Raw genomic sequence first — 14,359 nt, 5'->3', positions numbered from 1 at the left:
CTCACACAGCCCCATTCGGTGATTCCCGTTGTCGAAATCGTTACAATCTTAGCCGGATAGAGATCGCCAGATCGGCGGCAACGACATTATGCAGTCAAAAGCGTAAGCCTTCATCCGCAGCTATTTCCAGCGGGTGGCTGCAGAAAGTGCAGGAAAGACAGCGCGTTAAACGGCCCGGCCAAAGTCCTGGCTGTCACACGCTGACCGTTCATTATCCGTTAATCTCTGGACGGCCTGACAGAATCGTGTTCTATGTTCTGGCGGGCAAATGTCGGCAAACCGGCGACAGGCCGCCAAGAGGGATAAATGGCGATAGCGAACCGCACGGAGACAATAGCTCCTTCAAAGGAAAATGCAGCCAGCAAGATCGCGCGGCACGCAACTGTACTGTCTGGTCAGCTCCAGCAGCTCAGAACGCGTATGTATCCGCCGAAATCCGAGAAGATGCTACGCCAGTTCCTGACCAATGAAGTGTCAAAGCTCACGTCTATCCCGGATTCGACATTGAAGCTGATGTCGAGTGAAGGCCGCGGTCCTGTTCCAAGCCGGTTGGAGAACAATCACCGGGTCTATACGCTTGCCCAGATCAACGAATTGCGGGAACTGTTTGCCAGGCAGAAGCCTACGGAAGCGCTTCGCTTCCTGCCTCGGCGCCGACCGGGCGAACATCTACAGGTCATGGCGATTGCCAACTTCAAGGGTGGCAGCGCCAAGACGACGACCTGCGTTCATCTTGCACATTATCTCGCGCTGCATGGCTATCGCGTGCTTGCCCTCGATCTCGACCCGCAGGCATCGCTTTCGGCCATGTTTGGCGCGCAGCCGGAAATCGATGTCGGCGCCAACGAAACCATCTATGCGGCACTTCGATATGAGGCGGCCGAAAGGCGTCCCATCCGCGAGATCATTCGCAAAACCTATTTCGACGGCATTGACCTTATTCCAGGCAACCTGGAGGTCATGGAGTATGAGCACGAGACCCCTCGCGTCCTGGCTCAAAAATCCGGCTCCGGCGTGATCTTTTTCGAGCGGCTTAAGCTAGCGCTGTCCGAAGTCGAAAGCGATTACGACATCGTCATCCTCGACACGCCGCCGTCGCTCGGATTTCTGACCCTCAGCGCTATTTATGCCGCAACGAGCATGATCATCACGGTACATCCGGCCATGCTGGACGTGGCATCGATGAGCCAATTCCTACTCATGATGGGCGACCTGATCAGCGTGCTCAACGAAAGCGGTGCGCAGCTCGATCATGATTTCATTCGCTATCTGGTAACGCGTCACGATCCGAACGATGCACCGCAGTCCCAGGTCGTTGCGATGTTGCGCCATCTCTTCGGCACCGACGTCTTGTTGCCGACGGCGATAGAGAGCACCGCAGTCGAGGCCGCCGGACTTGCAAAGCGCTCCCTCTACGAGCTGGAAATGGGGCAGATCGGCCGAGATACGCACAAGCGCGCGCGTGAGGCCGTCGACGCCGTCAACGAGGCGATCGTGCAACTCATCAATGCAAGTTGGGGACGTGGATGAGCAAAAGCCCGAGAAAATCCATCGTTGCCAGTTTCGGTCTGCTCTCAGCGGAGTTGGAAAGCAGCGAAAACAAAACGGATTCATCGCCGCCGGCCCCTGCCCCCGCGCAAACCGGCCGTGTCGGTGCCGGCGTGATCGGGGCCGCGCATCGGGCGATCGGCGACATACGCGCCGAGCGTGACCGGCTGCGTGCCATTGTCGAATCCGGCGAAGGCTGGATACAGGACCTCGATCCTCAGGTGATCGATGCTTCTCCTTATCCGGATCGCCTGCCTGACGATGATCCTCAGGATTTCGAGAGATTCAAGCGTTCCATTGAGGAGGAAGGCCAAAAGGTTCCGATCCAGGTTCGACGGCACCCCTCTTCAAGCGATCGATATCAGGTCGTTTACGGCCATCGCAGATGGCGGGCTGCTCTAGAGCTCGGTCGCACCGTCCGTGCCATAGAAGTCGAGATTTCCGATCTCGATCTGGTTCTGGCGCAGGGCATCGAGAATGCCAGCCGGCAGGATCTGACATGGATCGAACGCGCCTTGTTTGCCTCGCGCATGGATGATGCGGGCATCAAGGCGCGCCACATCTATGCGGCTCTCTCGATCGAGGACGCGGAACTTGCGCGAATGCGGAGTGTCTATCGCGCAATTCCGGCAGATATCATTGAAGCGATCGGCAGGGCTCCGAAGATTGGCAGACCGCGTTGGCTGGATCTGGCGAAGGCCATATCCGCAGCCCCGAATGCTCTTGATGTGGTGCGCGCCGCTCTCTTGGATGCAAACAGGGCCAATGAAACCTCGGACCAGCGCTTTCAGGTGGCGCTGAAGGCAATCAAGCCTCCGTCTGAGCCTCGCAACACGCAAATTGCGATTTCCGATACATCCGGAACTAGGTTGGGTGTGTTCATGACCTCCCCTCGGGAAGTTCGAATCTCTGCCGAGGGCAAACTGGGTACGGAATTCGTGAGATTTATCGAGGAGGAGTTGCCCGATCTTGTCGAGCGCTTCACTCGTTTCAGAGACAAACGCAACCCCTGACAGCTGTCAGGGTTTTCTGATTGGAAAGGAAACTAGCAAAAGAAAAAAGGCCCCCAAACGTTGCCGTCGTGGAAGCCTTCTCTTCAATGTAGCAACTGAAGAATCGCATTTCCCCGAATCACAGTCAAGAGTTTTTGGCACCGTTTTTGGTGATCGTATTTCTTTTGCCTCTTGAAGGTGAAGAAAATGCAGAACGGAAGTGTGACGACGCCCTTTGGGCGGCGGCCGATGACGCTTGCCTTAATGAGACGGCAGGTCGCCACGTCCGCGATCGAACCAAACAAGACGGCCGATAAATGGAAAGTCTTTCGAGACATATCCGAAGCACGAGAAAAGCTCGGTCTACAAGATCGCAGCTTGGCGGTGCTCGACGCGTTGCTGAGTTTTTATCCCGACAATGAGCTTCGTCAGGACGCCAAGCTCATCGTCTTTCCATCCAATACGCAATTGACCTTACGAGCCCATGGCATTGCAGGCGCCACGCTTCGCAGGCATCTGGCATTTCTCGTCGAGGCTGGCCTGATCGTTCGCAAGGATAGCGCCAATGGCAAGCGCTATGCGAGAAAAGGCCGAACAGGCGAGATCGAAAACGCATTCGGCTTCGATATCTCACCACTGTTGTTGCGCGCCGAAGAACTTGCAATCATGGCTCAACAGGTCGTGGCAGATCGGATCGCTTTTCGGCGGGCCAAAGAGAGCCTGACAATTTGCCGGCGCGACGTCCGTAAACTGATTGCGGCGGCTATCACGGAAGGCGTCGAGGGCGACTGGCCTCGGATCGAAGAAACCTATAGTGCCCTCCTCGCGCGCATTCCTCGCTCCCCGATGATGTCTGAGGTCACCTCTATTCTCAGTGATATGGAGCTACTACGCGGCGAAATCATCAACCTGCTGGAAAAACAGCAGAAAATTGAAAATTATAGCACCAATGATGCCCATGGTGAGCGCCACATAAAGAATTCGAATCCCGAATCCTTTAGTGAACTTGAACCAGGCTTTCGAACAAAGCTGGAAGCAAGATCTCGGAAACCGGACAAGCGACAAAAAGAGCCGATGCGCATCTTCCCGTTAGCTCTCGTGCTGAAGGCTTGCCCCGAAATTAGCTCCTATGCCCCTGCAGGCGTGATCAGCAATTGGCGAGATCTCATGTCTGCAGCCATCGTGGTGCGATCGATGCTCGGTGTCACGCCCTCGGCCTATCAGCAGGCTTGCGAGACGATGGGGCCGGAAAATGCCGCCGTGACGATGGCCTGCATTCTTGAGCGATCAGGGCATATCAACTCAGCCGGTGCTTATCTACGCGATCTTGCAGGCAAGGCAAAACGCGGCGAATTTTCACTTGGTCCGGTACTTATGGCGTTGCTTCGCACAAACGCGGGGTACGGCGATATCGTATTAGAAGTTTCATGACATATCAGATCGGCTTGCTGAGATGCGCTGGTTCCGAGACACCAACGGTATGCGATCGGAATGAGCCTTCGGGTCAACACAGCAAAGAGGCCGCAAGATATACATTCTCGCAAGCGATATGGCTGGGGCAAGCCATTCAGCTTTGGCCATCGAACCTTGCCGACGGCCAAAGCCGCGCATTGGGTTAATGGCAGATGCGCTCCTTGCGAACCACCCAATGGCCATGAACCCTATGCTTTACGGTCTTCACAAAGCAATTGTGGTGATGACGATGAAATGGAGCGGCCTGGGAGGGAGCGCTGACGGCAACGACCGAAGCCAGGGCGATGGCAGTGGAGAGAAGCAGGCTTTTCATGTGAAACCTCATAAGCATTGGGGGTGATGCTGCGTGTTTACGCATGACTTTGATGACCGATTAAGGCTTAACCGAAAATGAATAGCACCCTTACGATTTTGTAATGAACTTTAGCGCCAGCAATTCGCTCGACGAATTTTCAAAAGGGGTGGAATTGAGCTTCAGAGATTAGATCCCGGTTTAATCGACAATACGCAGTGCATTGTGTCTCATCATTATTCCAGCGAGATCGAGTCATTGGAACGGTCATGGGACGAATGTGGGAATGGAACCGCGAATAAGTGCGCTCGGATTACTCGCTCAGAGACTATTTCCCCTCTGCTGAAGAAAAAATCGGCGCCAATGGGTGCACATCTCGCGGTCGATAAAAAGTTCAGTTAACGCGATATGGCTTATGGAAGCTAATGCCCATATAGCTTCGGGATTAGAAATTTTCGCTGAGAAATCTGGCAGTTAGACGGTGCTGAATTCGGGTATGAACAGCGAGATATTGCGCTTGTTTTGTGATGTATAGCAAGACACGGGAGGGAATAGTCAAGCAAATTGTCGTTCAGCAACATCCTTCAGATAGCCTGCAAACGGAGACGTATTGTCTTGCGCAGAAGGTCGATTGCTTCGGAAACGGTCGGTCCTTGGATAGGAGGCGGCAGCGCACGTTCGCAGAACTCCCGCCAGACGAACAGGGTTAGTTCGGCGCCGTCCGTTTCGCTTTCCTCCTCCCCTTCCGTAAATTGCCCGAGGAGCCGATATCGGGCGTCTCGCCAGAACAGTTTCTCGACCCACTCATAGATAGGAATGATATGGAAATGAAAAGCGAGTCCGGAGCTGTGACCATAGCGCCCGATATAGACGCGCGGAACGCGGAGCTCCTCCTTCAGGGCAGCTTGAAACAGCGCCAACAACGGACCGATTTCGCGCAAATCGTCATCGGATAAGTCTGACAGATCATCTGCAGATCTCTTCGAGGCAACGACAAGATAGCCGGGGAGGGCAGAGTTCGCGCGATGACTTACAACCCATCCGTCGGTTTCAGCGATGAAAAACTGTGAAGCGGGCCTCATTTCGGCTCTCCTGTTCCTGCGATTGTTCGCCGGCTATTTTTACCCCGCGCCTAGCGCAAAAGCGGTGTGGAATCCGGTGAGCATGAGCCGACCCCATTTATTGGTCTGAATGAAGGGGCAGACAGTATGGTCCACTCCATTTGCAAATCTTGCTTGGCGCCCGGCAGATTACACCGAGGAAATAGATGGCGGTAACGATATGCTGTGAAGTTCTCTGGCGTTCGGCACCTCAAGGTCGCTTGAGCCGGCTTCGGAATAAGTTCTGTCTGGTTTCCGCGCTCACAACAATACCCTGACAGCTGTCAGGGTTTTCCAATAGGCGTATGTGGGAGGCGGTATGGAAAGATTTACCCTGCGTAAGGCGACGGGCCGGAAGACAACATATGTCATGCTGCCTATCAATACGCTTGGACCGCAAACCCTGACAGCTGTCAGGGTTTTGATTGTACGGGATTCCTAGCATTGGGGCGCTATGCGGCCGAGCAGAAACCTGGTCAGTCTTGCCAGGACGATTTCGGCGGGAAGATAAACGGCAGGCTGAATCACGCGGGCGGGCCGCCATTTTATCCCGCGTTGCTGCAGCTGCAGCGGCGTCCGACGCCACAGCCGCCGCGACGCTTCAGAGCGAGCGTGATCCTTAATATGCGGCTAGCAAGTTCGATCCGAAATCCGGCTCGACACCGAGCAGCGGCGCGGCGTGGGCAATGATGTCGTGAACCATGGGTGCTGCCGTGTTGGTCGCGAAGGTTAAATTGTGTTGGCCTGTCAGCGGCTGGTCGACGAAGGCCAGCACCACGTATTTCGGGTTATTCATTGGAAACGCCGCCAGGAATGAATTGAAGCTGAGCTTGTGCGAGTAAACCCCGTGGATGACCTTGTTTGCGGTGCCGGTCTTCCCGCCGACGTGATAGCCGGGGACGTCGGCAGGTTTGCCAGACCCTTGCTCACCGTTCAACTGGAAGAGGTAGCGGATCGTGTCGCTGGTGCTCTTCTTGACGATCATCGTTTCGGTCTTTTCCGCCTCTTCCTGCGTGCGCGGCAGGAAGGTCGGCTCGATCAGCTTGCCGCCGTCAATGAGGGCGGCACCCGCGACGGCGGTTTGCATCGGGGTGGTGGCGACGCCGTGGCCGAACGCTATGGTTATGGAGTTGAGCTTCTTCCAAACTCTCGGCTGGCTTGGCGCTTTCACCTCAGGCAGTTCCGTCTGCATTTTCGACAGCAGACCGAAGCGGGTCAGGTAGCTCTTCTGGATGGTCATGCCCACCTTGTCCATCATTTTGGCCGTGCCGATGTTGGACGAATAACGGAAGATTTCCGGGATCGACAGGACACGCCGCGGCACGTCGCGGTCGTCATGGATGGTGAAACCGCCGTAGTGCAGGGGAGAGCTGGCGTCGAAGGTGTCCGTCAGCTTGACCGTGCCGGTATCGATGGCCATCGCGATCGAGAAGGTCTTGAAAACCGATCCCATCTCGTCGGTGCCGTTCGACATGCGGTTCAGCCAGCCTTTGATATCAGTCTGCGGATCGTTCGGATCGAAGTCGGGTGCCGAGGCCATGGCCAGGACTTCGCCGGTGTGGATGTCGAGGATGACGGCCCCGGCCGCCTGACTCTGGTAGCGGCCGATCGCATCCGACACCACGTCGTGGACGATGTTCTGAACACGCAGGTCGATCGAAAGCCGCACGGGCTCCAGTTGGTCGCGGCTCGTTAGGCCCGTCGATGCGAGATCCGACAGGCCCTGCATGTCGAGATATTTCTCCATGCCGGCGACGCCGTGATTGTCGATATCGACATAGCCGAGAATATGGGCAGCGGTTCGCCCGCCCGGATAGAAGCGCTTGACCTCAGGCCGAAATCCGATCGCCGGAATGCCGAGCGCCAGGATTTCGCTCTGTTCCTTCGGCGTCAGCTGCCGGCGCAGCCAGGCAAAATGCGAGCGGCGATCGGCAAGCTTCTTATAAAGGGATTTGCGATCGATATCGGGAAAGATCGAGGCGATTTTTTCCACTGCTTCGTCCGGATCGATTACACGGTTGGGCTCGGCAAACATCGAAACTGTGCGGATGTCCGTTGCAAGCAATTCGCCGTTTCTGTCGACGATATCGGGACGCGCGGCGCTGACATGATCTGGAGGAATTGCCGAGGTGTCGGTCCTCGGCTCCATGTCGAAATAGGTAAGCCTGGCGAAGATCGCCACGTAGCAGACGAGCAGCCCACCCGCGAGCATCATGATGCGCGCTTTGGCAAGTTTCGCCTGGCCCGTCGCGCGCACCGGCGGGCGCTCGCGGCCCCCAGGACCAAAGGTGATTCTGATGAGGCGGCCGCTATTTGCGCCGAGTGCGTGGATGATCGACATGAACGATAATTCGCAAAAACTGGGAGGGCGGGTTTGCCTCTCGATTAACAATCTTTAAACGCAAGATGGTTAACAGGAGTCTAATCATAAGCTCCCGTTACCATCCTTGTCCGTGAAAGAGAGTGCACCAAGCGGACTTCCGGCCGGCAAGTGATAAAGTGGAAATGCTAGTGGGAAGGACACTTTCTAGAAAGCGACGATTGGCGTCCGGAGGACAACAGTACGTCCAGGCGCCTACAGTAGTATGCGAGGCAGATTTGGGGACTGGTAGCCCCCTCTACCTGGCGTCCACCCCTTCATCTCTCGTCCCCATGCACCGTCTTACAATGAGCAACGAACATGCCAGAAAGGCTGTAGCGTAGCCGCTGATCAAATATGGTGCAGATATCCCAGCCATCTCCGCCAGCGCGGCTCCAAGCGGTGGAGCGGTCATCATCGCTACCGCTCTAAGTCCCTCGCCTACCGCGACAACGCGCCCCAAAAGCTCAAGCGGTGTCTCCCTCTGTAGAACCACGCGGTAAGGGACAAAAAAGCCGGCGCTGGCCAAACCTGTGGCAAATAGGAGTGCGCAAAAACTTACGGCAGACATGTCGATATCGCCGCGTCCGACGTGGCCCATCACGGCAATTAACAGTCCCCCGACAAGGCCTGAACCGATCATCAGCTGAAAAGGATCGCGCCGCCCGAAGAACTGTCCCAGAAGCAAAGCGCCAATTACTCCGCCGGCTCCTGCGGACGCAACGGAGGCTCCGAGCAAGGCGCTCGAAAGCCCGATCTCCTTGACCAGGAGTGCGATCAGCCCATCGTACAGGAAGATTAGAAAATAACCGAGAACCATAGCCACAATGGCGGTAGCTAGGACTGGCTTGCGGCGAATATGTCTCAGTCCGTCGGCAAATTCCTCGCCAAATTTTCCCTTTGCGGTTCCACTGCGATCAGCGCGCAAACCACCGGGCAAGTCCAAGAGAATCATGGCTGCGATCAGCGACAGACCCGCGTTCACCAAGAAAATCTGCTGCAGGTCGAGAAATACCGTCAGAATTCCACCCAAGGCCGGGCCGATAATCTTGGTGAGCTGATTGATGACGTGGCTGAGACTATTTGCCGCCAACAATCGATCAGGGGTCGCGAGAAGGGGAAGTGCGGCCTGCTTTGCCGGCGTGAACAAAGCGTCGGCACTGGATTTGATGACGACGCATCCGAGGAGCACAACTAGATTTGGCGCCAGAACAAATGCCGCCGTTGAAATGGCGCGTATGAGGTTACTCGCTACCAGCAGCGTTCGTTGATCCGCGCGATCCACCAGAACGCCAACGGCGGGGGCGAGAACAACATAGGGTAACGCTAGCGCCAATGTTAAACTTGCAACCCCTATAGGTCCAAGCTGCCATTGGAATGCCACCAGCGCGTTCAACGCCACGAAGTCCAACCAATCGGCCAAATCGGAAGGGATCTGGGCGAGGAGCAGTCGTCGCAGTTTCGGCACGGTGAGCGGCGCGAGGCTATCAGGGCACCGATGCATTGCGACCGCGGTTAATATCGAACCTCGTCATGGAGCCTCTTCGTTACTCACCTCAAGCATCTGCTCTACCACAACTATGGATTATGATCGAGGACGGGGAATGGCACAATTGCCAATCTAGCGACACCGCCCCCAAATTCGCTCTTTTTACCTTTGAGTGCCAGTATCATACCTCAATACAAGGCCTGTTAATAGATTGAAATATATATATAATTTCTCGATATGGAAGTATAATCCATGATAGTTTCCGCCTGTGATTTTGCGTGGTATCGAGCAGAAGATCCTGACGCTGATGCGCGAGCTTCGCGACGAATTCAACACGTCGATCCTGCTGATTACCCACGACATGGGCGTCGTTGCCGAAATGGCCGATCGCGTTGCGATCATGCAGCATGGGCGCATCGTCGAGCAGGGCGATGCGCTCGATGTCTTCGGCAAGCCCAGCCAGGCCTATACGCGCGAGCTGCTGGCCGCAGTGCCGCGCCTCGGTACCCATGCCGGCACGGATGAACCGCCGCGCGTTTCAAATACTCCTGTCGTGGTTACGCCGGCCACGCCAATCGTCGAGGTCGAGAAGCTTAGCGTAACCTATGGCGGCAAGAGGGGATTGTTCGGCAAGGCCAAGACCGCCGCGCCCACGGTCAATGAAGTGTCCTTCACGATCAAGGCCGGCCAGACGCTCGGGTTGGTGGGCGAGAGCGGATCGGGCAAATCCACCACGGGCAAGGCCATCCTCAATCTCATCGGCTTTGCGGGAAGCGTGAAGATCGAGGGCCGCGAGGTTCATGGGCTCTCGGGCGCTAAAATGCAGCCGGTGCGCCGCGCCGCGCAGATGATCTTTCAGGATCCCTATGCTTCACTGGATCCGCGCATGAGCATCGGTTCCGCGATCGCGGAGCCGCTGGTGATCCACAATGTCGGCAATGCATCCGAGCGCAAAGATCGCGTCGCGGCGCTATTGAAGCGCGTCGGCTTAACGTCGGATGCCGCAAGCCGCTATCCGCACGAGTTTTCGGGCGGGCAGCGCCAGCGCATCTGCATCGCGCGCGCATTGGCGCTCGAACCGAAGCTGATCGTTGCTGATGAGAGCGTGGCCGCGCTCGACGTTTCGGTACGCGCACGCGTTCTCGATCTGATGCTCGAGCTTCAGGAACAAATGGGGCTTGCCTATCTCTTCATTTCGCACGACATGGCCGTCATCGAGAAGATGTCGCATCACGTCGCCGTGATGCGTAGCGGCCAAATCGTGGAAATGGGCACACGCCGGCAGGTGTTCGAAAACCCAAGCGACGATTACACGCGAAACCTGATGGCTGCCGTTCCGATCCCGGATCCGGCTTACTATCGCCAGGCACGCCGACGCTGATCATTTTCCCGACCGTCGGCGGTCTTCCGTAGCGGAAATCTCGTTAAAGCGGCTGCTTTGCGTGGGGCAGCTCCGGCTCCAACATCTCGGGCAAGTTTTGAGGCACAGAAGTCACCGGGAAGGTGCGGCAAACATCAAGCGGCGCAGATCTCTCGCGCGATATCTCGCGGATAGGCTCCAAGGCAGCCCTCTACCGCTGTGTTGGACATGATTGCGGCAGAAATACCTTTCACAGGATCGATGAACCAACTGTGTCCATAGACGCCGCCCCATGTTACCGATCCTTTCGACATCGGAGACTCTGCCAAAACCGGGTCCTGGATAACCGCGCCCAAAAAGGAAAATCCCTGTCCTGGTTCGCCTGGGCGTGGAATGTCGCCTATCTGGTTGAGGAGTGCCGCTTTCGCCGTCTCAGACTTCAAGATGGGGCCCCGCCTTGGCGGATGGTTTCAAGAAAGGAGATCAGATCCGGTGCTGTCCCCACCATACCAGCGCCACCGGACTGGAAAGCCGTTGGGTTGAACAGCCGGGTCGGCGCAAAGGTCAGCAAGTTGCTATCATCGTCCGGGACTAGATGATGGTCACTCATTCTAACAGCTTTGGGATCGCCATCGGCATAGGGTGTAGCAAGTCGCCGGGGATCACTGACTGAGAAACCCGTGTCGCTCATCCCGAGCGGTCCGGTTACATGACGACGCACCGCTTCATCGAGGCTACACCCTTCGATCTGCGCGATGACCGCTCCAAGAACATCGATGGCGATCGAGTAAGACCAAAGTGTGCCCGGCACTGCCAGCAGCGGGAAGGTCGATAGCCGGCTGAAGTTCTCCTGGAAATCGAGGTCTGTATCGGAGAGGCCGCTATTGAACATCCGCTCCGGTGGCGTGGTTTTGGGGTCTGCCCCATAACTGAGGCCTGCTGTATGAGTGAGCAGGTGTTTGATGGTGATATCGGCTATTTTCCCATCTGGCTGTCGGGGCCGGAAATAGGGAAGATAATCTCGCACGAGGCTGCCAAGGGCTAGCCGACCTTTATCGATAAGAGCCAGAGCAGTCGCTGCTACGAGTGGTTTGGTCACCGACGCCAGCCGGAATATGGTTCGGGTTTCAATGGGCTTTTCTATTTCCCGATCGGCATAACCGGCCGCACGGCTTTAGACGGTTTCTCCATCCCTAACGACAATTACGACAGTGCCGACGATCTTGCCGGCAATGATCGCCCTCTCCACGACCGCGTCGATCCGCGTCTTCATCGCAATCATCCTCCAATGGTGCCGAGTAGCCAGGAGCAGGACTACTCATGCAGCTAATGTTCCACAAGGCGTGGGAATGGGAAAGTTGCTCTCTTGCGCTAGTCTTGATCGGCCAAGAATACAGCCTTCGGGTAGGCCCCACGTGTCCGATGGATCTCGGTGAAGCGAACAGGACCTAGTTTGAAGGCGAGGGGTGTCAGCGCGGATGGCCCAGGATCTAGTTGAGCCGACATTCCGCCGTCCACAAGAGCGAAAGGCTCGCGGTGATCCGACAAAGAGGAGTAAACTCAGCAGCGACGGAGTTCGCCTTGGAAGAGTGTGCGAGCGGTCACTTCCGACGGCACTTACGATTACCTGCCAAAGGGCGCGAGCATCTGGAGAGTGAACATTTCCTGTCGTGCCGACGTGTCGATCGGATCTTGCCGTGGCCGAAAGTGTGCATTCTTCGGAACTTCCATCAGCTATAGTCCTCGTTTCTATAACTCAACGTTGCACACATTTGTGAGCTATAGAAATGGAGTCTATCGCTCATCGGACCCCGCATCATATAGTCTTGTCGGAGTGGTCTACATTGCCAACCGTGCGGCCTGCCTGTTCTTTCGTTCGGGCATTGTTGTAATAGCTTGCCGCCTACGCCACTGATTTGTAGAGGGATTGTTGCATCGCCGCCTGCAGAGGGACGCCACGATTGGCCGCCTCGGTCAGATAGCCCGATCGCAGCCCATGCGCCGGAAAACCGGTCCAGTGTGGATCCTGGCTTCTGCTTGCCATCGCTTCAAGGCATTGACTGGCCGCCCGATCAAAACCACATTCTCGCGGTCGTCGGCTGTCGTCGTCTTCGTTCAGCCGAGATTGATAGTCAGGCGCCACAGGAGAAAGGAGGCAGGGTCTCTTTGGATTGGCATGGACGGGGCTCTTCATCGACTAGGAGGTCAGCTGCCGGTGAGCGGTATTAGGCGCATGCGGGCGTCGGCCCGTATTGGAACCTTTTGCACGCAATCCAATCCCGACCGCGACTGGCATGCCGTGGCTGGGATTCGCGGCGCGTTCGACGGGGTTCTCAGAGGTCATGGGCGACGCGCTCAGCAGAAGTGCCTACGGCGCCGGGTAGGGCAGGGAAAGTCCGGTCGGCACCAGTCCTCAGGCTTCCAGATTGGCGAGATCCGAAATAGCGCCGTTAGCGTGTTGTAGCCCATGCTGAGCTTAACGAGGTAGCGCAGCGCTCGATATGCCTGCCATAGACGATATCCGACTCCGTGGCGCCCTTTTTAGCATTGCTACTTTCGAACCGCAGAATACGCTAGGCGAGTTCAGCCAAGGCCGTCCCTAATACTGACAGCGGCATTGCTTCGACGTCTTGCTTCATGGGGAAAACCTCCTGCCCCGGGTAGACGACGATCCGCCGCACCGGATTCAAATCCTCGCACGCAAGATAGAAGCCCTTTTCGAGTTTCGGCGATAGACTGCGTTTGATTTCAATGGCCCAGGGTCGATCGCCCGGTGGCGTGAGGAGCAGGTCGATTTCGGCACCGGCGGATGTCCGATAGAAATTACTCTGTGTTCCGGGTGGTGCGGCAGCAACCAACGTCTCGATCACGAAACCTTCCCAACTTGCACCGGCGACCGGATGACCGAGCAAATCCTCCTGAGTGGTCAGCCCCAAGAGGGTGTGGGTGATGCCGCTGTCGCGAACATAAACTCGGGGTGACTTTACAAGACGCTTTCCAACATTTGCATGCCAAGGCTCCAAACGCCGTGCTAGCAGCAAATCAACCAGAAGATCGAGATAGGCGGCGACCGTCTTGCCATCGACGCCAAGCGCGCGTGCAAATTCTGCGGCATTCAGAAGTCCGGACTGATGGTGTGCGAGCATCGTCCAGAAGCGCCGCAGTGTCTCGGCGGGAATACGAGGACCGAGCAAAGGGATATCTCGCTCGAGATAGGTGCGAATAAAGTCCTGCCGCCAACGCTGGCTTGCGCGATCTGTGGGAGCGAGCAAGCTGTCCGGGAAGCCACCTCGTAACCACAACGTATTGAGCTCGCCCGCTGGCACTTCGATGCCATTGACGGGCCCCATTTCAAGATAGGCGATACGGCCAGCCAGCGTCTCGCCCGACTGCTTTAGCAAGTCGATGGAGGCCGAACCAAGCAGTAGGAACTGCCCAGTTTTCCTTCCGCTTCGACGGCCGCGGTCGATAAGTCCGCGCAAATTCTGGAAAAGATTAGGAAGCCGGTGGACCTCGTCCAAGATGACGAGCTTGTCGCTATGCTGGCTGAGGTATAGTTCCGGCTCGGTGAGCTTGGCACGATCAGCATCCGATTCCAGATCGAGATAAATGGAGGGCCGATGGTCGGCGATCGAGAGTGCCAATGTCGTTTTTCCGACCTGACGCGGCCCGATGAGCGCGACAGCTGGGCGCGTGTCTAGCAGTTCGTTCAATTCGGACGATATTCGACGGTTAATCATCCTCGC

Annotated in this window: 10 protein-coding genes and 2 pseudogenes; 4 read left to right on the top strand and 8 right to left on the bottom strand. The window is 56.5% G+C overall.

The features are described 5' to 3' along the window. Positions 1-306 precede the first annotated feature (306 nt). From repA to repC, 3 genes are all read left to right on the top strand, one after another. Complete coding sequence (gene repA, locus FHT85_RS27720; RefSeq protein WP_112400185.1) at positions 307-1,530, top strand: plasmid partitioning protein RepA; 1,224 nt, start codon at positions 307-309, stop codon at positions 1,528-1,530. Then, positions 1,527-2,561 carry a plasmid partitioning protein RepB gene (gene repB / locus FHT85_RS27715; RefSeq protein WP_112413147.1) on the top strand — a complete coding sequence of 345 codons (1,035 nt, stop codon included), beginning with the start codon at positions 1,527-1,529 and terminating at the stop codon, positions 2,559-2,561. The genes repA and repB overlap by 4 nt, the downstream gene beginning before the upstream one ends. A 186-nt stretch (positions 2,562-2,747) precedes the next feature. After that, entirely contained in the window at positions 2,748-3,971 is a 1,224-nt protein-coding gene (repC, locus tag FHT85_RS27710) for a plasmid replication protein RepC (RefSeq protein WP_112413148.1), read from the top strand. A gap of 184 nt (positions 3,972-4,155) precedes the next feature. Here repC and FHT85_RS27705 read toward each other — a convergent pair whose 3' ends face one another. The 4 genes from FHT85_RS27705 to FHT85_RS27690 all read right to left on the bottom strand — a co-directional run bounded on the left by FHT85_RS27705 (position 4,156) and on the right by FHT85_RS27690 (position 9,268). Next, positions 4,156-4,326: a hypothetical protein gene (locus FHT85_RS27705; protein ID WP_183774635.1), complete on the bottom strand. Its 171-nt coding sequence runs from the start codon at positions 4,324-4,326 to the stop codon at positions 4,156-4,158. Between the two features lie 563 nt (positions 4,327-4,889). Further along, a complete protein-coding gene (locus FHT85_RS27700) occupies positions 4,890-5,387 on the bottom strand; it encodes an HIT domain-containing protein (protein WP_112339545.1) in 498 nt (165 codons plus the stop codon). A gap of 637 nt (positions 5,388-6,024) precedes the next feature. Continuing rightward, complete coding sequence (locus tag FHT85_RS27695; RefSeq protein ID WP_112413149.1) at positions 6,025-7,746, bottom strand: peptidoglycan D,D-transpeptidase FtsI family protein; 1,722 nt, start codon at positions 7,744-7,746, stop codon at positions 6,025-6,027. A 277-nt stretch (positions 7,747-8,023) separates the two neighbouring features. Continuing rightward, entirely contained in the window at positions 8,024-9,268 is a 1,245-nt protein-coding gene (locus FHT85_RS27690; protein ID WP_281412988.1) for an MFS transporter, read from the bottom strand. Positions 9,269-9,536: 268 nt separating this feature from the next. On the opposite strand from FHT85_RS27690, the pseudogene FHT85_RS27685 reads away from it, so the two are divergent. Further along, positions 9,537-10,634, top strand: a pseudogene (locus tag FHT85_RS27685) (ATP-binding cassette domain-containing protein); the annotation flags it as partial. 134 nt (positions 10,635-10,768) lie between these two features. On the opposite strand, the gene FHT85_RS30880 reads toward FHT85_RS27685, so the two are convergent. From FHT85_RS30880 to FHT85_RS27675, 4 genes and pseudogenes are all read right to left on the bottom strand, one after another. Further along, positions 10,769-11,056 (bottom strand): serine hydrolase, encoded by a 288-nt coding sequence (locus FHT85_RS30880; RefSeq protein ID WP_281412987.1) that lies wholly within the window; start codon positions 11,054-11,056, stop codon positions 10,769-10,771. After that, on the bottom strand, positions 11,053-11,730 hold the full coding sequence (locus FHT85_RS27680; protein ID WP_312861370.1) for a serine hydrolase domain-containing protein: 678 nt from the start codon (positions 11,728-11,730) through the stop codon (positions 11,053-11,055). Before FHT85_RS27680 ends, FHT85_RS30880 begins: the two co-directional genes overlap by 4 nt. 789 nt (positions 11,731-12,519) lie before the next feature. Next, positions 12,520-12,814, bottom strand: a pseudogene (locus FHT85_RS31050) (integrase); the annotation flags it as partial. A 372-nt stretch (positions 12,815-13,186) separates the two neighbouring features. Continuing rightward, entirely contained in the window at positions 13,187-14,353 is a 1,167-nt protein-coding gene (locus FHT85_RS27675) for an ATP-binding protein (protein WP_112339771.1), read from the bottom strand. Between the last annotated feature and the right edge of the window lie 6 nt (positions 14,354-14,359).

The sequence above is a fragment of the Rhizobium sp. BK312 genome, from assembly GCF_014193605.1.
Taxonomy (GTDB): Bacteria; Pseudomonadota; Alphaproteobacteria; order Rhizobiales; family Rhizobiaceae; genus Rhizobium.
Note: the sequence above shows the minus strand (reverse complement) of the source record. Positions and strands in the feature narration are given on the sequence as shown.

What these genes read in the sequence shown, in the direction of transcription:
- repA (WP_112400185.1), top strand. Translation starts at nt 307, where the DNA reads ATGGCGATAGCGAACCGCACGGAGACAATAGCTCCTTCAAAGGAAAAT.
- repB (WP_112413147.1), top strand. Translation starts at nt 1,527, where the DNA reads ATGAGCAAAAGCCCGAGAAAATCCATCGTTGCCAGTTTCGGTCTGCTC.
- repC (WP_112413148.1), top strand. Translation starts at nt 2,748, where the DNA reads ATGCAGAACGGAAGTGTGACGACGCCCTTTGGGCGGCGGCCGATGACG.
- FHT85_RS27705 (WP_183774635.1), bottom strand. Translation starts at nt 4,326, where the DNA reads ATGAAAAGCCTGCTTCTCTCCACTGCCATCGCCCTGGCTTCGGTCGTT.
- FHT85_RS27700 (WP_112339545.1), bottom strand. Translation starts at nt 5,387, where the DNA reads ATGAGGCCCGCTTCACAGTTTTTCATCGCTGAAACCGACGGATGGGTT.
- FHT85_RS27695 (WP_112413149.1), bottom strand. Translation starts at nt 7,746, where the DNA reads ATGTCGATCATCCACGCACTCGGCGCAAATAGCGGCCGCCTCATCAGA.
- FHT85_RS27690 (WP_281412988.1), bottom strand. Translation starts at nt 9,268, where the DNA reads ATGCATCGGTGCCCTGATAGCCTCGCGCCGCTCACCGTGCCGAAACTG.
- FHT85_RS27675 (WP_112339771.1), bottom strand. Translation starts at nt 14,353, where the DNA reads ATGATTAACCGTCGAATATCGTCCGAATTGAACGAACTGCTAGACACG.